Genomic DNA, 26,824 nt, shown 5'->3' on the forward strand with positions numbered 1-26,824 from the left:
AGGGCGGTTCCGGTACTGCGGTGTGTCAGCTGCGGGCCTTGCTGCCGCGGTTGACGACCAGGCCGTAGATCAGCAGCACGATGATCGAGCCGCCGATGGCGAGGAGCCAGGTGCCGAGGTCCCAGAACTCGGTCAGAGGACGGTTCAAGATCAGGCTTCCGAGCCAGCCGCCGAGGAAGGCGCCGACGACGCCGAGCAGCAGCGTGATGAGCCATCCGCCGCCCTGCTTTCCGGGCAGGATCAGCTTTGCGATTGCTCCGGCGATGAGGCCGAGAAGAAGGAATCCGAGAAAGCTCATGTTCAGCTCCTTTATTTCGTGAGCCCCGGGGTGCCAGGGCTCGTGTTACCCATAGTGCCCTCCCAGCTGATTATCAGCCAACCCCTTGCGCTGCGGCCCCCAGATATGCAATAAGGTCCGCCTCCCAGGGGGAGGCGGACCTTACGGCGAAGCGATTCGCGTCAGTTGCTGCCGCGGACGATCGCGATCATGCGCAGGATCTCGACGTAGAGCCAGACGACCGTGACCATGATGCCGAAGGCGCCGAGCCAGCCGTACTTGCGGGGAGCGCCGTTGCGCACGCCCTGCTGGATCTGGTCGAAGTCGAGCACCAGCGAGTAGGCGGCCATGATGACGACCAGGACACCGATGATCAGGCCGAGCGGGATGCCCATGATCTCAGCGCTGTAGAGACCGAAGGCCTGGCCCTGGGGCAGCACGCCCGTCCACATCAGGACGAGGTTGAGCAGCGAGAAGACCAGGTAGCCGACCATGGCGATCATGAAGATCTTGGTGGCCTTCTTCGACGCGCGGATCTTGCCGCTCGCGAAGAGCGCCAGCGTCACGCCGACGACCGAGACCGTGGCGAGCGTCGCCTGGACGACGATGCCGGGCCAGATGACCTCGAAGAACGCCGAGATGCCACCGATGAAGAGGCCCTCGAACGCCGCGTAGGCGAAGATCAGCGCGGGGCGGACCTTCTTGCGGGACGTGAACGAGATCACCATGGCGAGGACGAAGCCGCCGAGCGCGCCTACGATCCAGGGCAGCATGTTCGGCTGGAACCGGTCGTAGGGGTTCTGCTCAGGGGCGACGACGCCGCCGAGCGTCACGAACCAGCCGACGGCGGCGGTGACGAGCAGGATGGCGAAGAGTCCGGCGGTCTTCCAGACGGTGTCCTCGACGGACATGCGGTCGGTCTCGATCGCGCCAGCGGGGGGAGCGGCGTACATGCCCTCCAGCTGCGCGTTGGCGGCGGCATCCATCGCTCCGTGCTGGAGCGACGCGGCCTGCGCACCCTGAGCGCCCTGCGGCGCACCCGGGTAGGTCGCGACGTTGCGCGGATCCTGCTGCTGGAACGCCGGGTTGTTGAAGGCGAAGTTGCTCATGTGGGCCTCACTCCAAAGTGGGTTGTGGGTCGCTTTCCTCCACGATACCCGGAATGCCGGGTCATCAGGGTGTCCTACGCTGAGAGCGTGCCCAGGAAATCGCCTCTCGTGATCGGGCACCGCGGTGCGCCCGGTTACCGTCCCGAACACAGTCGCTCCTCCTACGAGCTCGCCCTCGCGATGGGGGTGGATGCGGTCGAACCCGATGTGGTGGCGACGAAGGACGGCGTGCTCGTCGTGCGGCACGAGAACGAGATCTCGGGGACCACCGACATCGCGGAGCACCCGGAGTTCGCCGACCGCAAGACGACCAAGCGCGTCGACGGTCAGGCGTTGACCGGCTGGTTCACCGAGGACTTCACATGGGAGGAGCTCTCGACGCTGCGCAGCCGCGAACGACTGCCGGAGGTGCGGCTGTCGAGCGCGACCTTCGACGGCTCGCAGGCCATTCTGCGGCTCACCGATGTGCTCGACATCGTGCGCGCCGGGTCGGTCGAGCACGGGCGCGAGATCGGCGTCGTGCTCGAGGTCAAGCACGCCACGTACTTCGCGGGGATCGGCCTCGCCCTCGCGCCGCTCATCGACCGTGATCTGCGCGCCGCGGGGTGGGCGAACGGAGAGCTGCCGCTGATCGTGGAGTCGTTCGAATCCACGGTGCTCGCGCAGCTCAAGGAACGCGGTGTCGCGGCATCCTACGTCTACCTGATCGAGGCCGCGGGGCGACCATACGACCTCTTCGTCGCACACGGGTCGAAGGGGCAGACGTACAAGGACGCCGTCACCGCCCAGGGCCTCGACGGGTGGGCGGGGCTTGTCGACGGCATCAGCGTCGACAAGCGGATGCTCCTCGCGCGGGGCAACACGATCGTCGAAGACGCCCATGCCAGGGGGCTCACGGTCTTCACGTGGACCTGTCGGCCCGAGAACAGGTTCCTGGCGTCGGAGTTCCGTGCAGGTGGGGGCAAGAGCGCGTACGGCGACTACGAGGCCGAGTGGGGAGTCATCGCGCGCACCGGGGTCGACGGGGTGTTCGTCGACCATCCGGATCTCGGTGTCGGGTTCTTCCGAGACTGAGCGGCGTGCTCAGAGCGGGCCGAGCACGTCCGGCACCGCGCGATCGAGATGCAGTGCGCGCAGCGGGGCCAGTATCTCGCGCTCCTCGAATCGGAAGTGCGGCTCCATGATCGCGGCGACACCGCCGAGGTGCCGTTCGATCGTCTCGGCCCTCTCGCCGTCCTCGACGGCGGTCCGCAGCGCGCCGAGCAGGTGCGCGAGCATCGAGTGATCCTGCATGAGCTTGTCGATCACGTCGCCGAGTTCGGGGTGCTCCGCACGCAGGGCCGGGAACAGGGCGCGGTCCTCGCTCAGATGGTGGCCGTCGAGCGCGGAGCAGAAGCCGATGCAGAAGAGGGCGAGATCGGAGGCGGCATCCGGGCGGTCGTCGCCCTCGTCGAGAGCCGCTCGCGTCGCCTCCAGGGCCGCTCGGAGTCGGGTGTGGGCCCGGCGCAGTTCCTCGTCCCAGGCGATCAGGCGATCGGCATCCATCCCGGCCAGTCTAGGACCGGCGTCGACGTCAGAGGGTGCGGTCGAATGCGCCCTTGCGAGACACGATCTCCTTGCCGAGAGGCATGAGCGAGACGGGCACCATCTTGAAGTCGGCGATGCCCATCGGGATTCCGATGATCGTGACGCAGAGCAGCAGACCCGAGACGATGTGGCCGATCGCCAGCCACCAACCCGCGAGGATCACCCACAGCACGTTTCCGAGGAACGAGCAGACTCCCGAGGTCGGCTTGCTGACGATCTCGCGTCCGAACGGCCAGATCGCGTAGCGGGCGATGCGGAAGGAGGCGATGGCCCAGGGGATCGTCACGATCGGGATGCACAGCAGGATGCCCGCCAGCATGTAGCCGAGGAAGAGACCGAATCCGGCGAAGATCAGCCAGATGATGTTGAGGATCGTTCGCACGTCTCGATCCTCGCACCGCAGCCTGAACATCTGCCGATTCGCTGTGTATCCGTTTCGGCCTCCCGTGATCCGGCGAGAACAGATGCGAGACTGCCCCGATGACCGGAATCATCGTCGACAGTGTCAGCAGATCGTTCGGGAGCGTGCGGGCGGTGCGCTCCGCGACATTGCGCGCCGAGCCAGGGCGGGTGACCGGACTCGTCGGCCCCAACGGTGCGGGCAAGACCACGCTGCTGCTGATGCTCGCGTCGCTCCTGGCTCCGGACGCGGGGACGATCCGCATCGCCGGAGTCGACCCGTCGGAGGACGCGCTCGCGGCGAGACGGCTGCTCGGGTGGATGCCGGACGCCCTCGGCGCGTGGCCGTCGCTGACCGCTCGCGAGACGATCACGACGACGGCACGGCTGTATGGCATCCCGGTGCCGGACGCAGCCGCCCGGGCGGCGCAGCTGCTCGAGCTCGTCGGTCTGCGAGATCTCGCCGATTCTCCGGCCAAAGTGCTGTCGCGCGGCCAGAAGCAGAAGCTCGGCCTCGCCCGCGCGCTCGTGCACGATCCGCAGGTGCTGCTGCTCGACGAGCCCGCATCGGGTCTCGATCCGGAGGCGCGCATCCAGCTGAGGACGCTGCTGCGGAGCTTCGCTGCCGAAGGACGCACGGTGCTGATCTCGAGTCACATCCTGTCGGAGCTCGAGGAGGTCGTCGACGACGCCGTGTTCCTCGTCGCGGGCTCGGTGGTCGATGCCGCGCCGGGGCAGTCGACGGGGCGTGCCTGGCGCGTCCGGCTGCTGGGGGCCGATGCCGCACGTCAGAACGCGGACTCCTGGCAGGTGGCTCAGACCCTCGGGCTGCCGATCGAATCGCTCGGAGCCGATCGCGGGGGAGTGCTCGTCGGCTTCGACTCCGAGGAGGCGGCCGCACTGGGCCTGCGCTCCCTGGTGCAGGCGGGTCTCCAGATCTCGGAATTCGCCCCCGCGCAGAGCGCGCTCGAGCACACCTTCCTCACCCTGAACGACCCGGCTGCGGCCGCAGCGCGATCTGCGGCGCAGGCTCCTCCGACGGCGCCGCCCTCCCCACCCGCAGCGACCGACAACGGGGAGGCAGGCGCATGAGCATCTCGAACATCCGCATCATCGCCCGTCTCGAACTGACGCAGAGACTCCGCAGCGTCGGCTGGTACGTGCTCCTCGGAATCTTCGGGGTGCTCCTTCTCGGCGTCACCGTGCTCGCATTCGCGGTCTACTCCTGGGCCGATTTCGTCGGCGCAGGCGTCTTCTCGATCGTCGTGAACATGGTGCTCCTGCTCGTCGTGCTCGTGTCGCCCACGCTCAGCGGCAACGCCATCAACGGGGATCGCGACGCCGCGACCCTGGCGGCCGTCCAGGTGACGGCCGCCTCGACCGGCGACATCATGCTCGGCAAGCTCGCCGCCGCGGTCGCGACGGGATTCGCGTTCCTGATCGTCGCGATTCCCTTCCTGGCGATCTCGCTGCTGGGCGGCGGAGCGAATGCCGTGGTGCTGCTCGTCTCGCTGCTGGTGCTCGTGGTGGAGATCATCGTCGTCGCGGCGATCGGTGTCGGGCTGAGCGGCCTGATCGCCCGCCCGCTCTTCTCCGTCGCGACGACGTACCTCGTGGTCGCCGGGCTCACGATCGGCACTCTGGTCGTGTTCGCGCTCGGCGGCCTGGCGGTGCGGACCGACGTCGAGCAGCAGAGCCGTCCGTACGACGCGAACGGCATCGTGGACTGCGATTCCTGGGAGACCTACACGCAGGAGGTTCCGCGCTTCGACTACGTCTGGTGGGTTCTCGCCGCGAACCCGTTCGTGGTCCTCGCCGACGCCACACCGACCGAGTTCAACGCTGACGGCTACCCCGTCGACATGTTCGGGCAGATCAAGCTCGGGGTCCGCACGGCCCAGCAGCCGCCGGTCGAGCAGAGGTGGGATGAGTGCTCCAACGAGGTGTTCGAGTATCCGACCCCCGAGAAGATCATCGCCAGCACGGTCCCGAGCTGGTTCGTGGGCCTCGGCGTGCAGATCCTCATCGCCGGCGGGCTCTTCGCCGGAGCGTGGTCGCGCACCCGGACGCCGGCCAAGCGGCTGCCTCCGGGAACGCGCATCGCCTGACCGGCGACGCGCTGCTCGGATGTGAACCGCCACCGCTCGTTCACCATCCGTGCACCTGCGGGTCGTCGGGCGGCCATGCGGCATCGCTGATGTGGAGTCATACCCGTCTGATTCCCCCAGGAGCCCCATGTCCCGCTTGAAATCCGCGGCTGCGGTCACGACGGTCTGCGCGCTCAGCGCTGCCGCTCTGCTCGCCGTGCCCCTCGCCGCCACCGGAGCCGAACTCGGCATCCGGATCAACGAAGTCGAATCCAGCGGGGGCGTTCCCGGAGACTGGATCGAGTTCGTCAACACCTCCGACGCCGTCGTCGATCTGAGCGGCTTCGTCGTGAAGGACGACGGCGACGACGAGTCGTATGTGTTCCCCGACGGTTCCCTCGTCGAACCCGGCGCCCACCTCGTGCTCGATGAGGCAGCGGACGGCGTCGGCGGCTTCGCCTTCGGTCTCGGAAAGGACGACCAGGTCCGCCTGTTCGACCCGAGCGCGACCCTCGTCGACGAGACCGCCTGGACCGCTCACGCCGCTGTCACCTGGGGTGCCCGCGAGGTGGCGGGCACGGTCGAGTGGGCCGAGACCACCGAGTCCACGAAGGGCGCAGCCAACGTGTTCGCCCCGGACGCCCCTGTCGGCGGTTCGATCGTCATCAACGAGGTCGATTCGCAACCCGCGGACTGGGTCGAGTTCCACAACTCCGGAGACGCCGCGCTCGACATCTCCGGCTATGAGATCCGCGACAACTCGGACGACCACCGCTGGCAGTTCCTGCCGGGGACGCAGATCGCCGCCGGCGGATTCCTCGTGGTCGAGGAGGGCACGATCGGCCTCGTCGACGGCGCCGAGACCGCGTTCCGCGACCCGATCGGGATCGGCAGCGCCGACCGCATCCGACTGTTCGACGCCGTCGGCGCGCAGATCGACGACACTCTTCCGTGGGAGGGCCACGCGGCGATCGACGGCGACGCCGCTGCCGCGACTCTCGCACGCTGCCCTGACGGCGAGGGCGCCTTCGTGCTGGCCCACCCGACCATGGGCGGCGCGAACTCGTGCGTGATGCCCGATGTGGTCATCAACGAGATCGAGTCCGACGGCGACGCGACCGACTGGGTCGAGGTCGTGAACTCCGGCAGCACTGCGGTCGACCTGTCCGGCTGGACGCTCATGGACGGCGATCCGGTCGGTCACGCCGCGGAGGCGACTCCGCTGCCTGCGGGAACGGTTCTCGAACCGGGCGCGTACTTCGTCTTCGACCAGCCCACGGACTTCGTCTTCGGCCTCGGCAACGGCGACACGGTCACCGTGCGCGACGCGAACCTCAACGTCGTCGACGAGCACGTGTACGACGCGCACGCGGCAGGCGTCCTCGCCCGCTGCGCAGACGGCAGCGGCGACTTCATCGACATCGCGGTCTCGACCAAGGGGCAGCACAACGCGTGCGGCAACGCGGTGCGCATCAACGAGGTCGAGTCCGACGGCGGCTCGCCGGGTGACTGGGTCGAGCTCGTCAACCCGACGGCATCCGACCTCGATGTCTCCGGCATCGTCGTGAAGGACGACGACGACACGCACTCCTACGCGATCCTGGCCGGCACCACCATCAGCGCCGGCGGACACCTCGTCATCGAGGGTGCCGACCTCGGCTTCGGTCTGGGCGACGGCGACACCGTGCGCGTGTTCGACGGCGGTCTTCTCGTCGACTCGACCACCTGGGGTGCGGGGCACGCCGCGACCACCTGGGGGCGCTGCCCTGATGCGACCGGCGCATTCGCCGCCACCGCGGAGAGCACCAAGGGCCAGGCCAACACCTGTGCAGGAGATATCGAGGTCTCTCCCTGGCCGGGTTCTGCCGAGGTCCGGGTGCTCGACACCGCGCCGACCTTCCTCGAGGACAGCTCGGGGCTCGACGTGCAGGAGACCGCCGACGGATCGTTCCTCTGGGCCGTCGACAACGGTGACGGACGCATCTGGAAGCTCGAGGCCCATGCCGACGGCTCGTTCTCGCAGATCCCCGGCTGGGAATCGGGCAAGCGCGTGCGGTTCCAGAAGGATGCCTCGGAGCCGGGCGCCGCAGGCCCCGACACCGAGGGCATCACCGTCGACGGCGACGGGGCGGTCTACGTCGCCTCGGAGCGCGACAACAGTGCCAAGGGCGTGAACCAGAACACCCTCCTCAAGGTCGATCCCGAGGCCTCTGCCGGTGATCTCGTCGCCGAGCAGGAGTGGGATCTGACCGCGCTGCTTCCTGCCGTGGGAGCGAACCTCGGCATGGAGGCGGTGCAGTGGGTGCCTGACAGCGCGCTCGAGGGCGCGCTCTTCGATGTCAACAGCGGCTCGGCCTACGACCCGGCAGACTATGCCGGTCACGGTGACGGTCTGTTCTTCGTAGCGGTGGAGGACAACGGCCACGTCTACGCGTTCGCGCTCGGCGCTGACGGCCAGGCGACCCTCGTCTCGGAGATCGCACCGGGACTCGCCGGCGTCATGGCGCTCGACTACGACAGCGTGCTCGACGTGCTGTGGGCGGTCTGCGATGACGGCTGCCAGGGGCAGTCGGCGCAGATCACGCTGAACGGCACGGCCCAGCCCGGACTCGCGCACTTCGCCCGCCCCGCCGGCATGCCGGACATCAACAACGAGGGCTTCGCGACGGCTCCGGCCTCGCTGTCGGTCGACGGTGAGCGCCCGGTCTGGTGGTTCGCCGACGGCTTCGCCTCGGAGGCGCTGCGCGTCGGCACCCTCCCCGGGGTCACCGGCGAGAACCCTGGCGAGAACCCCGGCGAGAACCCGGGAGGGGACCCGGGAGCGAACCCCGGCGAGAACCCGGGAGAGGACCCGGGTGAGAACTCCGGCGACGACAACCACGTCACCGACCCGAGCGGGCTCGCCGCAACCGGCGTCGAAGTCCCCGTCGCGATGATCTCGCTGGCGCTGATGCTCGTCGTCGCCGGCGCGCTGGTCGCCCGCCGACGTCGTCGTTCGGCCTGAAACGACGCTCCTGCACGACGGACGGCCTGGTGCACGATGACTCGTGCGCCAGGCCGTCTTCGCGCGCACCGTCGGAGAGGGCGTTCCATGCCTCGTCGTCCCTGCGGGACTTCCGCCCGACGGCAGTGTCGGTGGCGCGGCCTAGACTCATAGAGCCATGACCGAAGCCCCCCTCATCGTTCCCGGATCCGTCGGCCCCCGCTCCACGGGAGCGCAGGGACAGGACGACCTCCTCGCCGGCCTCAACCCGCAGCAGCTCGAGGCGGTGACCTATCGCGGACCCGCGCTGCTGATCGTCGCGGGCGCCGGTTCCGGCAAGACCAGCGTTCTCACCCGCCGCATCGCCTCGCTGCTGAGGGCGCGAGAGGCCTGGCCCAGCCAGATCCTCGCGATCACGTTCACGAACAAGGCGGCCGGTGAGATGCGCGAGCGCGTCGAGGCGATCGTCGGCGACGCCGCTCGGGGCATGTGGATCTCGACCTTCCACTCCGCCTGTGTGCGCATCCTCCGCCGAGAGGCCCAGCAGTTCGGGTTCACCAAGTCGTTCACGATCTACGACTCGGGCGACTCACGCGCCCTCATCAAGCGTCTGGTCAAGCAGCACGAGGCCGACGCATACGGGCTCACCCCCGGAGCCGTGCAGTCGCGCATCTCGAAGCTCAAGAACGAGCTGTCGGACGCCGACGCCTACGCACGCCAGGCGAACATGAGCGACCCGGCCGAGCGGATCTTCGTCGAGCTGTTCGCGGATTACCAGCGGCAGCTGCAGAAGGCGAACGCGTTCGACTTCGACGACCTGATCGGGCAGACCGTCCACCTGTTCCGTGCGTTCCCGCAGGTCGCCGACACCTACCGCCGTCGTTTCCGTCATGTGCTCGTCGACGAGTATCAGGACACGAACCACGCCCAGTACGCGCTCATCCACGAGCTGACGCGGCCCGTGACGGGCGAGAGCCCAGACCCGTATGCCTCCAACGGCATGATGATCTTCGAGCCCGAGACCACTCCCGAGCTCGAGGGCGCCTCGCTCACCGTGGTGGGCGACTCCGACCAGTCGATCTACGCCTTCCGCGGTGCCGACATCCGCAACATCAGCGAGTTCGAGCGCGATTTCCCCGGCGCCCGTGTCGTGCTGCTCGAGCAGAACTACCGCTCCACCCAGAACATCCTCTCCGCGGCGAACGCCGTGATCGGCAACAACTTCGACCGCAAGGACAAGAAGCTCTGGAGCGACAAGGGCGACGGCGACATGATCGTCGGCTTCACCGGGTATTCGCAGCACGATGAGGCGCAGTTCGTGGCCGACGAGGTCGAGGTGCTGCACCGGGCCGGAATGCCGTACTCCGAGATGGCGGTCTTCTATCGCACGAACTCGCAGTCGCGCGCCCTGGAAGAGATCTTCATCCGCTCGGCCGTGCCCTACAAAATCATGGGCGGCACGAAGTTCTACGAGCGCGCCGAGATCAAGGACGCGCTCGCCTATCTCGTCGCGGTCGCGAACCCTGCCGACGAGATGGCGGTGCGACGCATCCTCAACAAGCCGCGCCGGGGCATCGGCGACGTCACCGAGACGGCGATCGCCCGCTTCGCCGAAGAGCATGACATCACCTTCCGCCAGGCGCTCTCGGTGCCGGATCAGCTGGGCTTCGGCCCGAAGATCCAGGCCGGCATCGCCCAGCTCGATGCCGTGCTGGCCGAAGCGACCGAGATCATGCTCCCCGCTTCCGGCGAGGTCCCCGCGCCCACCGCCGTCGCCGACGGGCTCAGCGTGCTGCTGTCGAAGAGCGGCTACCTCGACGCGCTGCGTGCGAGCCGCGACCCTCAGGACGAGGCGCGCGTCGAGAACCTCGACGAGTTCGTCGCCGTCGCACGAGACTTCGCCCGCAACAACCCCGACGGGACGATCGTCGACTTCCTCACGGAGGTCGCCCTCGTCTCCGACGCCGACGACCTCGACGACGAGTCGGGCTCGGTGTCCCTGATGACGATGCACACCGCGAAGGGGCTCGAGTACGACGCGGTGTTCGTGACCGGCGTCGAAGAGGACCTCATCCCGCACCGCATCTCGGCCGGTGAGCCGGGCGGCCCGCAGGAGGAACGTCGACTCTTCTACGTCGGCATCACCCGCGCTCGCAAGCGTCTGCACCTGTCGCTGGCGATGACCAGGGCTCAGTTCGGAGAGGTCTCGGTCGCGATGCCCAGCCGATTCCTGCAGGAGATCCCCGCCGGGCTCATCGACTGGCGCCAGTCGCCGGGCGACGTCAACTCCCGCGGGGGCATGCAGTCCCGCGCGCTCAACGCACGCAGGGGAGGCGGATTCGGCGGCTCCGGTTCGGGCGACCGCTTCGGGGTGAAGCAGCTGCCAGGACGCGACTCTCTCAAGCCGCTGTCCACGGCGATGGACAAGTTCCCCAACCGGGTGACGGCGAAGATGCGCGACAACGGCGACCTCGAACTCGCCGCCGGTGACCGCATCCGCCACTCGGACTTCGGCGAGGGGCGAGTCGACGCGGTGACGGGCGAGGGGGCGAAGCGCATCGCTCACGTGCGTTTCGATTCCGCCGGCCAGAAGAAGCTGCTGATCAAGGTCGCGCCGATCGAGAAGATCTAGCCCTGTAGCGGGTTAGGCTGGCTGATATGGCCCTGTTCTCTCGCCGCAAGAAGTCCGCTGACGATGTCGTCGCCGACCACACCGAGACCGAGGAGTCTGTCGTCGACGCTCCGGAGGTCGCGGAGACACCCTCCGAAGCCGCCGAGGTCACGCCCACCATCGGGATCTCCGTGCAGGCGTTCCGCGGTGTCGGCGCGCAGGCCGGACCCGAGGTCGAGCTGCCCGATCCCGACGCGGCTCCCGCGGCATCCGCACCGACTGCGGCGCCTGCTCCCGCGGCGCCCGCTCCTGCGCCCGTGGCCGAGCCCGAGCGCAAGCTCCCGCTGGCACCTGCGCTGCCGCCCGAGCAGACCGAGACCGTCGCGGGCATGAAGGACAACGTCCTGCTGCGCGAATCGCTCAAGGAGGTCGAGCAGGGCGCGACGAACGAGCAGCTTCTCGGAGTTCTCCGCCAGGCGCTGCAGGGCCACATGTACATCCGGGTGAACGGCGATGCTCGGGCACAGATCAGTGAGGGCAAGCCCCTCGCGGTCGCCGTCGTGCGCGATGGTGAACGCCAGTTCATGCTGGCGTTCAGCTCGGCTGCCGCCGTGCGAGACTCCGTGCAGCTCGAGAAGGACCCGACGGCGACATCGGCCGTCGCACAACCGGTCACCTCGGTACTGCAGCAGGTGGTGTCCGGAGATTTCGCCGGCCTCATCGTCGATAACGCCTCGGCACCGCACCGCGTGGTGTTCCCGACCGAGCTGTTGCAGAAGGCTCTCGAGCAGGCGGATGTCGACATGACCGTCAAGTCGCTCATCGCCGCACCGCGCGAGCAGGACTCTGCCTCCAAGGTCGGCGAGGCGCTCGCGACGAAGCGCATGTGGGTGGCCGTCAACGAGGGCAACCCCGGCGGGCAGGTCGGCATCGCCGAAGCGCAGACGCCTGACGGCAAGCGGTTCCTCCAGCTGTTCTCGCACCCGCTCGAGGTGCTCGCGCTCGGGCGCGGCGATCGACCGCTGCCTTTCGAGCCGCTGCAGCTGGCGAAGATCCTGTCCAGCCACGTCGATATGGCCGGTGTCATCATCGACCCGGCCGGGCCCAGCATCGTGGTCGAGCGCGAGGCGCTCACCTCCGTGCTGATCCTGGCGATCGATATCGACGACTGACGGGCTTCCGCGCGTCGCACCTGCCCCCTAGGGTCGGAGCATGGCCTCAGAACGCGTGCCCCTGACCGTCATCGATCCTGATGGGGAGCGCGAGGTCGTGCTCTCCAGCCCGAACAGGGTGGTGTGGCCGAAGGACGGCATCACGAAGGCCGAGCTCGCGGAGTACTTCCAGCTCGTGAGTGCTCCGTTCCTCGAGGCGAACGGCAACCGTCCCGTCTCGCTCGAGCGCTTCCGCGACGGGCTCGGCAGCGACGGCTTCTTCTCGAAGAACCCGCCCAAGGGCACGCCCGACTATGTCGACGCTGTCACGGTGACCTACAACAGCGGGCGACGGCATCCGCAGATCGTGCTCAATCGACCGAGCGCCATCGTCTGGGCGGCGCAGATGAACACGATCGTGTTCCACCCGTGGGCGTCGCTCGCCTCCGACCCCGACAACCCGGTCGAGCTGCGGATCGACCTCGATCCGCAGCCGGGAACCGGGTTCGTCGACGCCGTTCCCGCCGCACACGCGCTGAGAGAGGTGCTCAGCGAGGTCGGTCTCGACGCGTTCGTGAAGACCAGCGGCAACCGCGGGCTGCATGTGTTCGCCCCGATCGAGCCGACGCACGAGTTCCTCGACGTGCGGCACGCCGTGATCGCGGCCGGCCGAGAGCTGGAGCGACGGATGCCCGAGCAGGTGACGATGAGCTGGTGGAAGGAGGAACGAGGGGAACGCGTCTTCATCGACTTCAACCAGGCCAACCGAGACCGCACGATGGCCGGTGCCTACAGCCCTCGCGCTCTTCCCGGAGCCACGGTCTCGACGCCGGTGCACTGGGATGAGCTCGACGGCCTCGACCCCGCCGCGTTCACCGTGCGCAGCATCCCGAAACGACTCGACGAGATCGGTGACCCGTGGGCGGGCAAGCAGAGCAGCCCGGGCCGCATCGACACCCTGCTGGAGTGGTGGGAGCGCGACCTGGAGGCGGGGCTGGGCGAGCTGTCGTTCCCGCCCGAGTTCCCGAAGATGCCGGGGGAGCCGCCGCGTGTGCAGCCCAGCAAGAAGGTCGAGGCGAACTGGGACGCGAACGGCGACCCGATTGACGAATGAGGCTCAGCCGATGACCTCGGCCAGGTCGTATCCGGCCACGGTCTCGAGCTGATCGTAGGTGCAGGAGCGAGGGTCTCGATCGGGGCGCCAGCGCTCGAACTGCACGGTGTGCCGGAACCGCGAACCCTCGAGCTGGTCGTAGCGGACTTCGAGCACGAGCTCGGGTCGCAGCCGAACGAACGACACGTCCTTCGATCCGCTGAAGCGCGAGCGCTCGCCCTCTCCGGTGACGGCATCGCCCGCATCGTCGCGCTCCACCAGCGGGGCGAGCTCCTCGACGAGTTCCCTCCGACGCACATCGCTCCATGCCGCCACGCCGCCGACCTGGCGCAGCGTGCCGTCGGAATCGTAGAGGCCCACGAGCAGCGATCCGACCCCCGATCCGGATCTGTGCACACGGTACCCGAGCGCGACCACGTCGGCCGTGCGGGCGTGTTTGACCTTGACCAGGGTGCGCTTGCCCGGCGCGTACGGCTGATCGAGCGGCTTGGCGACCACTCCGTCGAGGCCTGCGCCTTCGAACTCCGCGAGCCAGCGCACGGCCGCATCACGATCGCGGGTGGTGCGCGTGATGTGCAACGGATGCTCGACCCCGGCCATCAGCGTCTCCAAGCGCTCGCGCCGTTCGGCGAACGGGGTGCTCGACAGGTCTTCATCGTCGACGGCCAGCAGGTCGAACGCGATGAACATCGCGGGCGTCTCTGCGGCCAGCCTGGCGACTCGCGAGGCCGCGGGATGGATGCGCTGGCTCAGCGCTTCCCAGTCGAGCCGCTGCGCGCCCTCAGGCCCCGTGGCGACGACGATCTCGCCGTCGAGCAGGCACGGGCCCGGGAGAAGCCGGGGGATCGCTTCGACGAGCTCGGGGAAGTACCTGGTCAGAGGCTTCGCTCCGCGGGAGCCGATCTCGACGGTCTCGCCGTCCCAGGCGATCAGCCCACGGAATCCGTCCCACTTGGGCTCGAACAGCAGTCCGCCGGTGGTCTTCGCGGGGTCCGGGACGGATGCCGCCGCCTTCGCCAGCATGGGAGAGGGGATTTCGTAGCGCATGGGTCCATCCTGGCGGCGCCGGCGCTGCCGTAGAAGGGGGACTTCGGGATGTCAGCCGAAGAGGTCGCCGAGCGAGACGCGGGCACCCGCATCCTTCAGCGCCGTTCGGGCAGCGTGCCACCCGGCCATGCCGTTGACCCCTGGACCCGGCGGGGTCGATGCCGAAGCGAGATACACGCCGCGCATCGGTGTGCGCCAGGGCGCTGTGCCGAGCACGGGTCTGCGCAGCGCCTGCGGGATGGTGAAGGCGCCGCCCAGGATGTCTCCGCCGATCTCCGACGGGTTGATCGCCTCGCGCGACGACGCGGGCACCGAGTGGTGGGCGAGGATGAGGTCGCGGAAGCCGGGCGCGAACCGTTCGACCTGACGGGTGACGAGCTCGGTGGCGTCGAGGTCGGAGCCCTGCGGCACATGGATGTACGCCCACAGCACCGCCTTGCCCTCGGGCGCACGACTCGGATCGAAGACCGACGGCTGCACGGACAGCACGTAGGGGCGATCGCTGATGCGACCACGGGCGACGGCGTTCTCGCTCCTCCAGATCTCCGCGGCCGATCCTCCGATGTGCACGGTGGGCGACTGCCCGACCTCTGCGTTGGCCCACGGGATGGGACCGTCGAGAGCGAAGTCGACCTTCGCCGCAGCCGGTCCGTAGCGATAGCTGCGGATCGCCCGCGCGTACGACGCGGGGATGTCGGGATGGGTGAGGGTGAGCCGGGGCGACGTGTTCAGCATCAGCAGATCGCCGCGGGCGGGGTCGCCCCAGTCGAGGGATGCCAGGTCGGTGATGTGGGCGCCTGTCTCGACGGATCCGCCATGGGCCTCGATGTCGGCGACCATGCTGTCGGCGATGTTCTGCGCACCGCCTCGCGGGTACATCCATCCCCCCGCGTGCGCCTGCGCGGCCAGCAGCAGTCCGGCGGCTGCGCCGGCGAGGGAGGGGAGGGGAGTGTTCGCATGCGCCAGGACGCCCGCCATCAGGCCGGCGGCCTCTTCGGTGCGGAAGGTGCGGCGGGCCAGGGGCGTGCCCTGATCGAGCATCCGCAGTGCGAACCGGAGAGCCGTGATCGGCTCGCGAGGAACCCGCAGCATCTGATTGCCGGTGAAGTCGACGACACCCTCGACATGTGTGCTGAGCGGGCGCAGAAGCGACAGCCAGGCACGCTCGTCGGCACCGAGCGCCGCGGCGGTGCGCTCTATGTCGCGCCAGGCGATGCCGGCTCTGCCGCCGTCGAGCGGGTGCGCGTAGGAGATGTCGGGAAGGATCCATTCGACCCGTTCGGCGAGGCCGAACGCCTGGAAGAACGTCGACGACAGCGCGGCCGGATGAACCGCGGCGCAGACGTCGTGGCGGAAGCCGGAGAGGGTCGACTCGGCCGTGCGGACGCCGCCGCCGATGGTGTGCGCCGCCTCGAGGACGCGCACCTCGTAGCCCGCGCGGGCGAGGGTCACGGCCGCCGCCAGGCCGTTCGGTCCGGAGCCGATGATCGTCGCTCGTGCCATTCGGCCAGTCTTCCATGCCCGGGCGTGAGATCCTTGAGGAAATGAATGAAGTTCAGGGCCCGACCCCCACAGGCAACTCCCGTCCGTACCGAACCCTCGCGGAGGCGCTCCGAGCGCACCGCATCGCCGAAGAGAACCATGAGTTCATCGCGGCGATCACGGATGCCGTCGGCATCTCGTCCTACATCGACCGAGGCCGCTACATCGAGGCGATCCGCCGCGGCGAGGGCGCCTCGCTGCACATCGGCAAGACCTACACCAATGGCTTCGCCGAAGACGAGGTCGTCGTCGTCGGCTCCACGCCCCTGCGTCTGCGGCCGAGCGAAGGCCGTGCTCCGTACTTCTTCGTGACCCACCCGAGCGAGTTCCGTCCGATCGCTCCGGTCAAGGCGAAGCGCAGCACGACTCCCCGAGTCGCGGCGGCGCCGAAGGCCGAGCGTGCGACGAAGACGAGCGAGCGCGACTACGGCGTGTGCGACGTCTGCTTCATGGTGAAGACGCCGGCCGGGGGTTGCGGCTGCGACTGACGCCCGCGATCACGGTGCCTCGAAGGGCACGCCGGTGAGCTTCTGCGACACGTCCCAGATCCTCCGGGCCGACTCATCGTCCCGGAGACGCGAATAGAGCTTCTGAGGTGCGGGCGGGCCGCCGAGGTGACCGATCCCCGACGGCCCGTAGAACCCTCCGCCGACGGCATCCGCTGAGGTCGCCGCGTAGACCGCAGGAAGTCCCGCGGACTCGGCCGTGCCGACGATCAGGCCTCGGCGCGAGAGCGCGTCGATGATGCGGCGCCCTGACGTCTGCGTCGCGCGGCCGAGATCCGGCTGCGCGGCCAGCAGGTTCGTCGGTGCGACCCCCGGATGCGAGAGCATGCTGGCGATGCCCCATCCCTCGGCCTCGCTGCGTCGCTGGAGCTCGAGCGCGAACATCCCGAACGCGATCTTGGACTGGCTGTTCGCGCGCATCCCGTTGTACGAGCGCTCCCACTGCAGGTCGTCCCAGTTGATGCCTCCGCTGTCGGCCGCGATGCTGATCTGCGACACGACCCTGGCCGCGCCGGCCATGAGCAGGGGGAGCAGCCGTCCGACGAGCGCGAAGTGCCCCAGATGGTTGGCGCCGAACTGCAGCTCGAAGCCGTCCGCCGTGGTTCTGCGGTCAGGGGGCGTCATCACTCCGGCATTGTTGATGAGGATGCTGATCGGCTCTCCCTCATCTCGCAACGTGGCGGCGAGTGCGGCGACCGAGCCGAGCGACGAGAGATCGAGATCCCGTAGCGAGATGCGCGCATTCGGAGCCGTCTCGCGGATCCGTGCGATCGCCACGTCGCCCTTGGCCCGGTTGCGGACGGGCATCACGACCTCCGCGCCTGCGGTGGCGAGACGGGTGGCGATTCCCATCCCGATTCCGTCGCTTGCTCCGGTGATCACTGCGCGCGCGCCGTGCAACGGCGGGATGGTCGGCTCTGCGTTCTTGCGTGGCATGTTCTCTCTTCTTCCTCGTCGGCTCCGATGCTCTCCCGTGTCCGCCGTGCGAACCAGGGATCGTCGATCCGTGGATCGCAGAGGGGCCGGCTGGTAGAACGGAGTCGACGGCGGGAGAAGCGCATGGCGGTGGACCGACGGGGGCTCGCGGAGTTCCTGAGAACGAGGCGCGAGGCGCTGCAACCCGAGGATGTCGGGCTCGCCCGCGGAGAGCGGCGACGCACCGACGGCCTGCGACGGGAGGAAGCCGCTTCGCTGTGTCACATGTCGACCGATTACTACGCGCGGCTCGAACAGGAACGCGGACCTCAGCCCTCCGACCAGATGGTGGCGGCGATCGCCCAGGGACTGCACCTCTCACTGGCAGAGCGAGACCATCTCTTCGCCCTCGCCGGTCACACGCCGCCGGCGCGGGGTGCCGAGAGCGACCATGTGAGCCCGGGGATGCTGCGGATCTTCGATCGACTGCACGACACTCCCGCCGAGGTGGTCACGGAACTCGGTGAGACTCTGCGTCAGAGCCCGTTGGGCAGCGCCCTGGTGGGGGATCTCGTCGGACTCCGCGGACCTTCGCGCAGCATCGGATATCGATGGTTCACCGACCCCTCCGCGCGCTCGATCTACGACCCGGAGGATCACCCGTTCCTCTCTCGGCTGTGGGTGTCGGGGCTGCGAGAGATCGCCGCTCGTCGGGGCCCGGGATCTCGAGCGGCGCGTTATGTGGACCTTCTGACCGATCGGAGCGAGGAGTTCCGACGCATCTGGAAGAAGCACGAGGTGGGTCTCCGCCCCGGCGCCACCAAGCGCTTCATGCACCCCGAGCTCGGGCGGCTGGAGCTCACGTGCCAGACGCTCGTCGATCCGGAGCAGTCGCACTCCCTGCTCGTCTACACCGCAGCGCCGGGCAGCGAGAGCCACGAGAAGCTGCGGCTTCTCTCGGTGATCGGTGGTCAGAGATTCGTCGGCGATCCTTCACCGACCACCTCAGGCGGGAAGTCCGAGGGCTGACTCCCGACAGGAGAGCACCGCGCCGGGTCAGGCGAAGGCGCTCATCCCGGTGATGTCACGGCCGAGCAGCAGCGCCTGCACGCTCTCGGTGCCCTCGTAGGTGTGGATCGCCTCGATGTCGGCCATGTGCTGCATCACGCCGTTCTCGAGCAGGATGCCGTTGCCGCCGAGCAGATCGCGGGCGATGGCGGCCACGCGCCGTGCTGCGCGCGTGTTGTGGAACTTCGCCAGTGACGCCTGCGTGGGCCGCAGCTCGCCGGCGGTCTCGAGGTCTGCGAGGCGACGGCAGTAGAGCTGCATCGCGGTGAGATCCTCGAGCATGTGGGTGAGGCGTTCCTGCACCATCTGGAACTTGGCCAGCGGCTTGCCGAACTGGATGCGCTGGGTCGAGTACGCGAGCGCGGCCTCGTAGCAGGCGGTCGCGTGACCGAGAGCCGACCAGGCGACGCCCGAACGGGTCGCGTAGAGCACGACCGACGCGTCTTTGAAGCTCTTCGTCCCCGGCAGCACGGAGTCGAGCGGCACGCGCACGTCGTCGAGCTCTATGTGCGCCTGGTGGATGGCTCGGAGCGATGCCTTGCCGCGGATCGGCGTCCCGGTGTATCCGGGGGTGTCCTGTTCGACGAGGAAGCACCGGACGGCGCCGTGCTCGGCCGCCGTCTCGTCATCGACGCGGGCCCACACGAACGTGATGCCGCCCGAGGCGCCGTTGCCGATCCACTTCTTCGCACCGCGGATGACCCATTCGTCGCCATCGCGGCGTGCGACGGTCTCGAGCGAGACGGAGTCCGACCCATGGTCGGGCTCGGTGAGCGCGAAGGAGCCGAAGACCGAGCCGTCGGCGAGGGCCGTCAGCCACTTCTGCTGCTGATCGGGTGAGCCGAAGAGTGCGAGAGTGCGCAGCGCGAGCCCGCCCTGCACCGCGAGCACGGTGCCGAGCGATCCGTCGCCGCGGGAGATCTCCATGTTCACGAGCCCGGCGGCGAGCGGGGAGAGGCGGGTGAGCGAAGGATGCTCGATGCCGTCGACGACCAGGTCCATCTCGCCCATGCGGCGAGCGGCGTCGAGCGGGTACTCGGCGCGGTCCCAGGCCTCCGCCATCTGCGGTCCGACCTCGTCGATGTACGCCTTGGCGCGATCCCAGGCCTGGCGATCGGCGTCGGGGATGTCGGCGAAGACGGCGTAGTAGTCGCTGTCCTGGCGTCCGGTGATGTCGTACGACGAGACGCGCTCGCCGGGGAGAGGGGAGGCTGTGGTGCTCATGGTGACTCCTTCGTGACACCAAGTATCGTACTCCTCGATACTCGGTTCCACGACTCCCTCGACGGGAGTCAGGCGGGGTCAGTCGAGCTGCGTGCGCAGGCGCCGGGTGACCTCGGCGATGGGCATCGAACGGGGGAACACGGCGACGACGACATCGTCCGGCGCTTCGGTGACCGCCTCCGATGGCACGCCGTAACGGCGGCGGACGTCGGCGAGCGCCGTCTGCAACGTCGAGAGCGGCACCTTCTTCTTGCCGCGCAGCAGCTGCCGGAGCACATGGTTGTGCACCGCGGTGACGAGGGCGGAGAATCCGACGGCATCCAGAGGGTCGATGCCGGGAAGCGAGCTGCGCAGGTAGTCGTCGAACAGTCGCTCGTAGCGGAACACCGTGATGATCTCGCGTTCACGGAGCACCGGCACCTGACGCACGATCTGATAGCGCCGACGCGCGAGCTCCGGGTCGTGCGCGAAGTGGGCGAAGACCGATTCGGATGCTGCGCACACTGCGCCCCAGGGGTCGTCATGCCCCTCGGAGAGGAAGGTCCGCAGCTGCTCGAGCAGAACCTCGTGGTCGGCGAAGACGACGTCCTCCTTGCCGCCGAACTGGCGGAAGAACGTCGACCGTGAGACCCCTGCTGCCTTCGCGATCTGCTCGACGGAGGTCTGATCGAACCCCTGTGAGGCGAACAGCTCGAGCGCAGCGGCCACGACGCCGGTGCGCAGTTCTGCGGATTCATGCATGGGACGAGCCTAGACCTCGGCTTCACGCGGTGCAGACGCCGGAATACGCCGATCGCGGCGACGCGCTCTGTGCACTGTCGATAGCGTCGACTAACATGGGTCGCCGGAGGGTGGGGCGCGCTCGCGTCCCTGACGGAGGGGAAGATCATGGCAGCGCAGATCGGTGCTGACTTCGAGCAGATGCTCGAGAACATCCATACGCTGGTCAAGAGCATCGAAGCGGCCGGAGTGGGGTCGCGCGGAACGCAGATCGACGGCCTGCGCACCAACACGACCGCGCCCTACATCGATTCCGCGTCCGATTACGCCGCCGGCCTCGAAGGGATGATCGCCGAGCTCAGCGTCAACACCGCGGCCTTCCGGGATGCGCTCAAGGCCGTCGTGGACCAGAAGCAGGAGTCAGAGCAGAACCTCTCCGCGTCTCTCGCTCAGATCGCGCAGGTCGTCGACGACCCGGCACTCACGCCGACCGCTCAACTGACCAGCACCGGTTCTGCTCCGACGGAATCGGATCCGGGGGCATCCTCGGGCACGACGGAGGACGACGGCACCGAGTCGGTCACATACTGATGGGTGTTCGTCGATGGGGTGCCGTGGCGATGGCACTCGCGATCGCAACGGCAACGGCAACGGCACCGAGCGCGGCTGCCGCGCAGGACTTCTCAGCCGACGGACCGCTCTGGTATCTGGACGCGATGAAGATCCAGGCGATCCATGACGCGGGGATCACCGGTGAGGGCGTGACCGTCGCCGTTTTCGACGCAGCCCTCGACCCGGAGGTCTCCACGCTCGAGGGTGCGGACATCGAGGTGAGGCAAGCCGAGGGCTGTCCCGATCCGCTCTCGGGGAATCGCGACGACTTCGAGGGGCTGAAGCATGGGACGTCGGTGACGTCGCTGATCGTCGGAAACGGCACATCGGACTCGGGTGCGGGTCCCGTCGGGATCGCTCCCGGCGTGCGGATCCTCTATTACGGCATCCTGCAGGACTCGTGCGAGGGAGACACGTTCCCTGCTGCCCTCGACGATGCCGTCGCCCAGGGCGCGGACATCGTCACCATGTCTGGTGGGTTGAATCGACTCGCAGATGAGCTTTCGCAGGATTCCGTCGACAGCGTCGCCGCCGCACTGCGCGAGGGCGTGCTCGTCGTAGCCGGACTGCCGAACCGCGACACCGTCTGGGAGTTCGTGACGACCACCGTCAACGGCGTCGTGAACGTCGCGTCCGTCGATGCGTCGGCGCAGGCGGCGACGCAGCTCGACGGTTCCGCAATGGTCAACGAGGACGTGGACATCGTCGCGCCGGGTATCGACGTCGCAGGCCTCGGCTTCGATCAGACGTGGGGGATGTCGGCGTGGTCCGGCAACTCGGCAGCCACTCCGATCGTCGCGAGCCTTCTTGCACTGGCGAAGCAGAAGTGGCCGGATGCCAGCGGGTCGCAGCTGCTGCAGTCGATGATCCGCAACACAGGCTCAACCCCGCATGAGCTGCAGTGGTCGGACACCTTCGGGCACGGGATCATCAATGCGACCCGTCTCGTGCAGGAGGATCCCACGCAGTATCCCGATGAGAACCCTCTCTTCAAGGACGACCAGTCGCCCTCGTTCGAGGAGGTGTTTTCGACGACCGACACCGAGCCGACCGGAGAGCCGAGTGCCGAAGACGGCTCGGGTCCCGGTGTGCTTCCGTGGATGCTGGGCGGCGGAGTGGTCATCGTGATCGCCGTCGCGGCGACTGCAATACTGATCGGCCGCAAGAAGAGTGGAGGACGCGCAGATGTATGACCCCAATGTGTGCACACCGACGATGTTCGAGGATGAGCTCCGGGCGCTGTCATCGATGAGCTCGTTCACGGATCCCGAGATGGAGTCCCGCCTGCAGGCGGTGGCGGAGCTGCGGAGAGCGATCCAGGCCGTGCGGGAGATCCCCGGTTGGACCGGCGACTCGGTGGGCGAGGCGCAGGTTCTCCTGGAGCGTATGGAGAAGAACGCGACCGCCATCGAGACGGCATTGACGGACATGCGATCCGGCCTCCGCAGGGCCGCGGACAGTGCGGCGGGCGCCGCATCCGCTGCGCTGCGGCGCCTGCCGTCAGCATCTGCGGACGGATTCATCGCGGATGCCCAACGCAATCTCGCCGGGATCACCGACGGATGGGGCGCCTTCGATACCGGCGAGGCTGTGGCGCGTGAAGAGGCGCGGCTCGCCGCAGAACGGGAGGCCGCGGCGATCGAGGAGCTCAAGGCCATCCGCGGCTCGCTCACCGGAGAGGCGCGACAGAACTTCCACGATCCCGGCACGGTGACGGTCAACACCTCCTCTGTCCCCCTTCCCGTGATCGACGTAGACGGCATCGACTCCCGTGTTCCCCCGGTCGGCAGCAATGGGCCGTCGGCAGGTGGCGGCTCGCCGCAGGGCGGCACCGGCGGCGGCACCTGGACGGCGCAGCCTGGCGGCGGGTGGGTGCCCGGAGGCGACGGCGGCTCGGGCGTCGGCAATGGCGGCTCCGGCGGTGGCAACGGCGGATCGGTGGGTGACACCGACTTCGGCAACGGTGGCTCCGGAGGTGGCAACGGCGGGGGCGACGTCGGCACCGGCGGCGACGACGGCTGGGGCACCGTCGACCCAGGTGGATCCGGAAGCGGCGGGGCAGGTGACCCCAGCGTGGACTCGCCGATCGGCGGCACCCTGCCCGGGTACCCCGGCGGTGGCGGTGCCAGCGGCGGCGGCGGCGGAGGTCTGCTCACCGGCGGATCCGGTGGTTCGGGCACGCTCGGCGCAGCGGTCGTGGGTGGTGCGGGAGCCGCGGCCCTCCTGGGCACGCGCTCGGCGTCTCTCGGCGGCACGGGCGGCGCGAGCCTCTTCGGCGGGAGTGGAAGCGGCGCAGGAGCCGGTGCTGGTGCGGCCACTGCCGGACGTGGACTGCTCGGCATGAGTGGCGCGACCGGCCCCGGAGGCATCGGGGCGGCGGGATCCGCATCTGGTTCGGCATCAGGTTCTGCCGGCGGTTCGGCCGCCGGCGCGGGTGGTCGTTCGATGGCCCCCGGCATGATGGGCGGAGCAGGCGACGACGAGAAGCGGCGCGAACGCTCGGGTCTCGGCGGCCCGATCGCCCCCAAGCTCGAAGACGAAGAGGAGACAGGGCCCCGCTCGCGTTCGGCCCAGGCCGGCAGTCGCGACACGCTCCGCTGAACCCGATCTCCATACCGGTATGCGCTCCCGGCGGCCTCTTGGCCGCCGGGAGCGTTCAGTTCGAGGTAGTAGGCTGGGCGACTGGTCGATGTCTCGACATCGAGAGAATTACCAGACAGCAGCCCAGTGAAGGAACCACAGTGGATCTGTACGAGTACCAGGCACGAGACGTTTTCGAAAAGTACGAAGTGCCGGTTCTCGCCGGCATCGTCGCCGACACCCCTGAGGAGGTGAAGGCAGCCGCTGAGAAGATCGGCGGAGTCGTCGTCGTCAAGGCCCAGGTGAAGACCGGTGGTCGTGGCAAGGCCGGCGGCGTCAAGGTCGCGAAGACACCCGAAGAGGCATACGAGGCGGCCAAGGCCATCCTCGGACTCGACATCAAGGGCCACGTCGTCAAGCGCGTCATGGTCGCGCAGGGTGCGCGTATCGCCGAGGAGTTCTACTTCTCCGTGCTGCTCGACCGTGCCAACCGCTCCTACCTGAGCCTCTGCTCGGTCGAGGGCGGCATGGAGATCGAGGAGCTCGCGGTCGAGCGCCCCGAGGCGCTCGCACGCGTCGAGGTCAACCCGTTGACCGGCATCGACAAGGCGAAGGCCGTCGAGATCGCCCGTGCAGCCAACTTCCCCGAAGACCTCATCGAGAAGGTGTCCGATGTCTTCGTCAAGCTCTTCGACGTCTACAAGGGCGAGGACGCGACTCTCGTCGAGGTCAACCCGCTGGTCCGCACCGAAGAGGGCGACATCATCGCTCTCGACGGCAAGGTCACACTCGATGACAACGCCTCCGAGATCCGTCACCCCGAGCACGAAGCGCTCGAAGACAAGGACGCAGCCGACCCGCTCGAGGCCAAGGCCAAGAAGAGCGGTCTGAACTACGTGAAGCTCGACGGCGAGGTCGGAATCATCGGCAACGGTGCAGGACTCGTCATGTCGACTCTCGACGTCGTCGCCTACGCCGGTGAGAACCACAACGGCGTCAAGCCCGCAAACTTCCTCGACATCGGCGGTGGCGCCTCGGCTGAGGTCATGGCCGCAGGCCTCGACGTCATCCTCGGCGACCCGCAGGTCAAGAGCGTGTTCGTGAACGTCTTCGGTGGCATCACGGCGTGCGACGCCGTCGCCAACGGCATCAAGGGCGCTCTCGAGACCCTCGGCAGCGCAGCCTCCAAGCCGCTCGTCGTGCGCCTCGACGGCAACCGCGTCGACGAGGGTCGCGCGATCCTCGCCGAGTACGCGCACCCGCTCGTCACGCTCGCCAGCACCATGGACGAGGGCGCCGACAAGGCCGCCGAACTCGCCAACGCCTGATCGCAGAGAGACACAAGGACTAAAGAAATGTCGATCTACCTCAACAAGGATTCCAAGGTCATCGTCCAGGGCATCACCGGCGGCGAGGGCACCAAGCACACGGCGCTCATGCTGAAGGCCGGCACCCAGGTCGTCGGTGGCGTGAACGCCCGCAAGGCCGGCACCACGGTCTCGCACACCGACAAGGACGGCAACGCCGTCGAGCTCCCCGTCTTCGCCTCCGTGGCCGAGGCGATGAAGGAGACCGGCGCCGACGTGTCGATCGCCTTCGTCCCCGGTGCCTTCACGAAGGACGCGATGATCGAGGCCATCGACGCCGAGATCCCGCTGCTCGTCGTGATCACCGAGGGCGTCCCCGTCGGAGACTCGGCCGAGGCCTGGGCCTACGCGCAGAGCAAGGGCAACACGACCCGCATCATCGGCCCGAACTGCCCCGGCATCATCACCCCCGGTGAGGCGCTCGTCGGCATCACGCCCGCGAACATCACCGGCAAGGGCCCGATCGGCCTCGTGTCGAAGTCGGGCACCCTGACCTACCAGATGATGTTCGAGCTGCGCGATCTGGGCTTCTCGACCGCCATCGGCATCGGCGGCGACCCGGTCATCGGCACGACGCACATCGACGCGCTGGCCGCGTTCGAAGCAGACCCCGAGACCAAGGCGATCGTGATGATCGGCGAGATCGGCGGCGACGCGGAAGAGCGTGCGGCCGAGTACATCAAGGCGCACGTCACCAAGCCCGTCGTCGGCTACGTCGCGGGCTTCACGGCCCCCGAGGGCAAGACCATGGGCCACGCAGGCGCCATCGTCTCGGGCTCGGCAGGCACCGCTCAGGCGAAGAAGGAGGCCCTCGAGGCCGCCGGGGTCAAGGTCGGCAAGACGCCGTCCGAGACCGCCGCTCTCATGCGTGAGATCGTCGAGTCGCTCTAAGAGCTATAATCGAGGAGAAGGCCCTGGACTCCACTCCGGGGCCTTCTTCTATGCCCGGACGGGGTCTCTGCCGAGCCGCTCCCAGATCGCCGCGACGTGCCGTGAATCGGTGCCGCAGCATCCTCCGATGACGCGCACCGACGGCATCCGCTCGAGGAGCTGAGCCATGCGGTCGGCCAGTTCGACGGGGTCGCCGTCGTCGAGGATCTCCGACTCGTCGAGCTCGGCGTGCGAGAGGCGTGAGGCGTTGGGGCGGATGCCGACGATACGTGGCGCGGTGTCGGCATCCAGAGCGCGCTCGAAGTGATCCGGGTGCGCGCAGTTGAGGGCGTAACCGTCGGGCGGATCCGACGCCTCCACCTCGGCGATCGTCTCCGCGAGTGTGCGGCCTGACGCGAGCAGTCCGTCGGTCTCGACGGTGAACGAGATCTCGACGGCGATGCCTGCCTCGCGGGCGGCGTGGACGATGCCCTGCGCCTCCGCCGCGTCGTTGAGCGTGTACGCGGCGATCACGTCTGCCCCCGCCTCGACGAGGGCCCGCACCTGGTCGCGGTGATAGCGATAGGCGTCATCCGGTCCGGTCACGGGATCCCACGCCCCCGGTCGGTAGCCGTCTCCTCGGGGGCCGAGCATGCCGACGATCTGCACCTCAGGCAGGCCGGACTCGGCAGCGATCTGCTGCAGCAGCCGCACCGCATCGACGTTGACCCGATGCATGGCGTCGGCGTCGTATCCGAGTCGGGCGCCCCAGTCCGAGCTCGCACGCCAGGTGGGGGTCTCGAGCCGCAGCGGGGCGCCGTGTGCTCGGGCGATCTCGACGTAGCCGCGGTAGTACTCGCCCAGGAGCCGGCGGCCGTCATCATCGTCGAGGAGTACGAAGGCGGCGAAGTCCGGCAGATCGACGCCGTGATGGAAGATCAGATCAGTCTCCAGGCCGCCGTCTGTGACGTGACGGACCGGTACGACGGGTGCGGACATCGGTGCCTGCTCTCCTCGGGTCCTTCCGTTGTAGCACTGCGCACAGGGTGGCGCCA

General features: G+C 68.4%; 24 protein-coding genes. 14 read left to right on the plus strand and 10 right to left on the minus strand.

The features are described from left to right. Positions 1 to 25: 25 nt before the first annotated feature. On the minus strand, positions 26 to 298 hold the full coding sequence (locus ASF87_RS10755) for a GlsB/YeaQ/YmgE family stress response membrane protein (RefSeq protein WP_042539239.1): 273 nt from the start codon (positions 296 to 298) through the stop codon (positions 26 to 28). A 161-nt stretch (positions 299 to 459) separates the two neighbouring features. Further along, entirely contained in the window at positions 460 to 1,386 is a 927-nt protein-coding gene (locus ASF87_RS10760) for a Bax inhibitor-1/YccA family protein (protein ID WP_056375828.1), read from the minus strand. A gap of 87 nt (positions 1,387 to 1,473) precedes the next feature. Between ASF87_RS10760 and ASF87_RS10765 the strand changes: the two genes are divergently transcribed. Beyond that, positions 1,474 to 2,460, plus strand: coding sequence for a glycerophosphodiester phosphodiesterase family protein (locus tag ASF87_RS10765; RefSeq protein ID WP_056376458.1), 987 nt, complete (start codon positions 1,474 to 1,476; stop codon positions 2,458 to 2,460). A 9-nt stretch (positions 2,461 to 2,469) separates the two neighbouring features. Here ASF87_RS10765 and ASF87_RS10770 read toward each other — a convergent pair whose 3' ends face one another. Both ASF87_RS10770 and ASF87_RS10775 read right to left on the minus strand, forming a co-directional pair. Then, complete coding sequence (locus ASF87_RS10770) at positions 2,470 to 2,931, minus strand: hemerythrin domain-containing protein (RefSeq protein WP_157550056.1); 462 nt, start codon at positions 2,929 to 2,931, stop codon at positions 2,470 to 2,472. 28 nt (positions 2,932 to 2,959) lie between these two features. Then, positions 2,960 to 3,355 (minus strand): YccF domain-containing protein, encoded by a 396-nt coding sequence (locus ASF87_RS10775; protein ID WP_056376459.1) that lies wholly within the window; start codon positions 3,353 to 3,355, stop codon positions 2,960 to 2,962. Positions 3,356 to 3,453: 98 nt separating this feature from the next. On the opposite strand from ASF87_RS10775, the gene ASF87_RS10780 reads away from it, so the two are divergent. The 6 genes from ASF87_RS10780 (at position 3,454) to ligD (ending at position 13,318) form a co-directional block, all read left to right on the plus strand. Continuing rightward, positions 3,454 to 4,464 carry an ABC transporter ATP-binding protein gene (locus ASF87_RS10780; protein ID WP_056375830.1) on the plus strand — a complete coding sequence of 337 codons (1,011 nt, stop codon included), beginning with the start codon at positions 3,454 to 3,456 and terminating at the stop codon, positions 4,462 to 4,464. Continuing rightward, positions 4,461 to 5,480: an ABC transporter permease gene (locus ASF87_RS10785; RefSeq protein ID WP_056375831.1), complete on the plus strand. Its 1,020-nt coding sequence runs from the start codon at positions 4,461 to 4,463 to the stop codon at positions 5,478 to 5,480. Before ASF87_RS10780 ends, ASF87_RS10785 begins: the two co-directional genes overlap by 4 nt. Positions 5,481 to 5,607: 127 nt before the next feature. Next, the gene (locus ASF87_RS10790; protein WP_056375832.1) at positions 5,608 to 8,463 is read left to right on the plus strand and encodes a lamin tail domain-containing protein; all 2,856 of its coding nucleotides are present in this window, start codon (positions 5,608 to 5,610) and stop codon (positions 8,461 to 8,463) included. Positions 8,464 to 8,620: 157 nt separating this feature from the next. Beyond that, positions 8,621 to 11,074, plus strand: coding sequence for an ATP-dependent helicase (locus tag ASF87_RS10795; RefSeq protein ID WP_042539251.1), 2,454 nt, complete (start codon positions 8,621 to 8,623; stop codon positions 11,072 to 11,074). 26 nt (positions 11,075 to 11,100) lie between these two features. Beyond that, a complete protein-coding gene (locus ASF87_RS10800) occupies positions 11,101 to 12,225 on the plus strand; it encodes an SseB family protein (protein ID WP_056375833.1) in 1,125 nt (374 codons plus the stop codon). A 40-nt stretch (positions 12,226 to 12,265) separates the two neighbouring features. After that, complete coding sequence (gene ligD, locus ASF87_RS10805) at positions 12,266 to 13,318, plus strand: non-homologous end-joining DNA ligase (RefSeq protein WP_056375834.1); 1,053 nt, start codon at positions 12,266 to 12,268, stop codon at positions 13,316 to 13,318. Between the two features lie 3 nt (positions 13,319 to 13,321). On the opposite strand, the gene ASF87_RS10810 is transcribed toward ligD, so the two are convergent. Beyond that, on the minus strand, positions 13,322 to 14,365 hold the full coding sequence (locus ASF87_RS10810) for an ATP-dependent DNA ligase (RefSeq protein WP_056375835.1): 1,044 nt from the start codon (positions 14,363 to 14,365) through the stop codon (positions 13,322 to 13,324). Positions 14,366 to 14,416: 51 nt separating this feature from the next. Then, entirely contained in the window at positions 14,417 to 15,868 is a 1,452-nt protein-coding gene (locus ASF87_RS10815; RefSeq protein ID WP_056375836.1) for a phytoene desaturase family protein, read from the minus strand. A gap of 41 nt (positions 15,869 to 15,909) precedes the next feature. Between ASF87_RS10815 and ASF87_RS10820 the strand changes: the two genes are divergently transcribed. Next, complete coding sequence (locus ASF87_RS10820; RefSeq protein ID WP_056375837.1) at positions 15,910 to 16,395, plus strand: hypothetical protein; 486 nt, start codon at positions 15,910 to 15,912, stop codon at positions 16,393 to 16,395. A 9-nt stretch (positions 16,396 to 16,404) separates the two neighbouring features. Here the strand turns inward: ASF87_RS10820 and ASF87_RS10825 are convergent, their stop codons facing one another. Continuing rightward, a complete protein-coding gene (locus ASF87_RS10825; protein ID WP_056375838.1) occupies positions 16,405 to 17,349 on the minus strand; it encodes an SDR family oxidoreductase in 945 nt (314 codons plus the stop codon). Between the two features lie 123 nt (positions 17,350 to 17,472). Here ASF87_RS10825 and ASF87_RS10830 point away from each other — a divergent pair, with 123 nt between their 5' ends. Continuing rightward, complete coding sequence (locus tag ASF87_RS10830; protein WP_042539264.1) at positions 17,473 to 18,357, plus strand: helix-turn-helix transcriptional regulator; 885 nt, start codon at positions 17,473 to 17,475, stop codon at positions 18,355 to 18,357. 27 nt (positions 18,358 to 18,384) lie between these two features. On the opposite strand, the gene ASF87_RS10835 is transcribed toward ASF87_RS10830, so the two are convergent. After that, entirely contained in the window at positions 18,385 to 19,620 is a 1,236-nt protein-coding gene (locus ASF87_RS10835) for an acyl-CoA dehydrogenase family protein (protein WP_056375839.1), read from the minus strand. A gap of 78 nt (positions 19,621 to 19,698) precedes the next feature. After that, positions 19,699 to 20,361 (minus strand): TetR/AcrR family transcriptional regulator, encoded by a 663-nt coding sequence (locus tag ASF87_RS10840; RefSeq protein WP_056375840.1) that lies wholly within the window; start codon positions 20,359 to 20,361, stop codon positions 19,699 to 19,701. A 147-nt stretch (positions 20,362 to 20,508) separates the two neighbouring features. On the opposite strand from ASF87_RS10840, the gene ASF87_RS10845 reads away from it, so the two are divergent. The 5 genes from ASF87_RS10845 to sucD all read left to right on the plus strand — a co-directional run bounded on the left by ASF87_RS10845 (position 20,509) and on the right by sucD (position 25,790). Continuing rightward, positions 20,509 to 20,931: a hypothetical protein gene (locus ASF87_RS10845; protein ID WP_056375841.1), complete on the plus strand. Its 423-nt coding sequence runs from the start codon at positions 20,509 to 20,511 to the stop codon at positions 20,929 to 20,931. A 29-nt stretch (positions 20,932 to 20,960) separates the two neighbouring features. Continuing rightward, complete coding sequence (locus ASF87_RS10850) at positions 20,961 to 22,145, plus strand: S8 family peptidase (protein ID WP_235558954.1); 1,185 nt, start codon at positions 20,961 to 20,963, stop codon at positions 22,143 to 22,145. Continuing rightward, positions 22,138 to 23,553, plus strand: coding sequence for a hypothetical protein (locus ASF87_RS18045; RefSeq protein WP_157550057.1), 1,416 nt, complete (start codon positions 22,138 to 22,140; stop codon positions 23,551 to 23,553). Before ASF87_RS10850 ends, ASF87_RS18045 begins: the two co-directional genes overlap by 8 nt. A 140-nt stretch (positions 23,554 to 23,693) precedes the next feature. Then, positions 23,694 to 24,860, plus strand: coding sequence for an ADP-forming succinate--CoA ligase subunit beta (gene sucC / locus ASF87_RS10860; protein WP_056375844.1), 1,167 nt, complete (start codon positions 23,694 to 23,696; stop codon positions 24,858 to 24,860). Positions 24,861 to 24,887: 27 nt separating this feature from the next. After that, positions 24,888 to 25,790 (plus strand): succinate--CoA ligase subunit alpha, encoded by a 903-nt coding sequence (sucD, locus tag ASF87_RS10865; RefSeq protein ID WP_042539277.1) that lies wholly within the window; start codon positions 24,888 to 24,890, stop codon positions 25,788 to 25,790. Positions 25,791 to 25,838: 48 nt separating this feature from the next. Here sucD and ASF87_RS10870 read toward each other — a convergent pair whose 3' ends face one another. Beyond that, positions 25,839 to 26,768 carry a homocysteine S-methyltransferase family protein gene (locus ASF87_RS10870; RefSeq protein ID WP_056375845.1) on the minus strand — a complete coding sequence of 310 codons (930 nt, stop codon included), beginning with the start codon at positions 26,766 to 26,768 and terminating at the stop codon, positions 25,839 to 25,841. Positions 26,769 to 26,824: the final 56 nt, after the last annotated feature.

It is taken from the genome of Microbacterium sp. Leaf161 (genome assembly GCF_001423645.1).
GTDB classification, from domain to species: domain Bacteria; phylum Actinomycetota; class Actinomycetes; order Actinomycetales; family Microbacteriaceae; genus Microbacterium; species Microbacterium forte.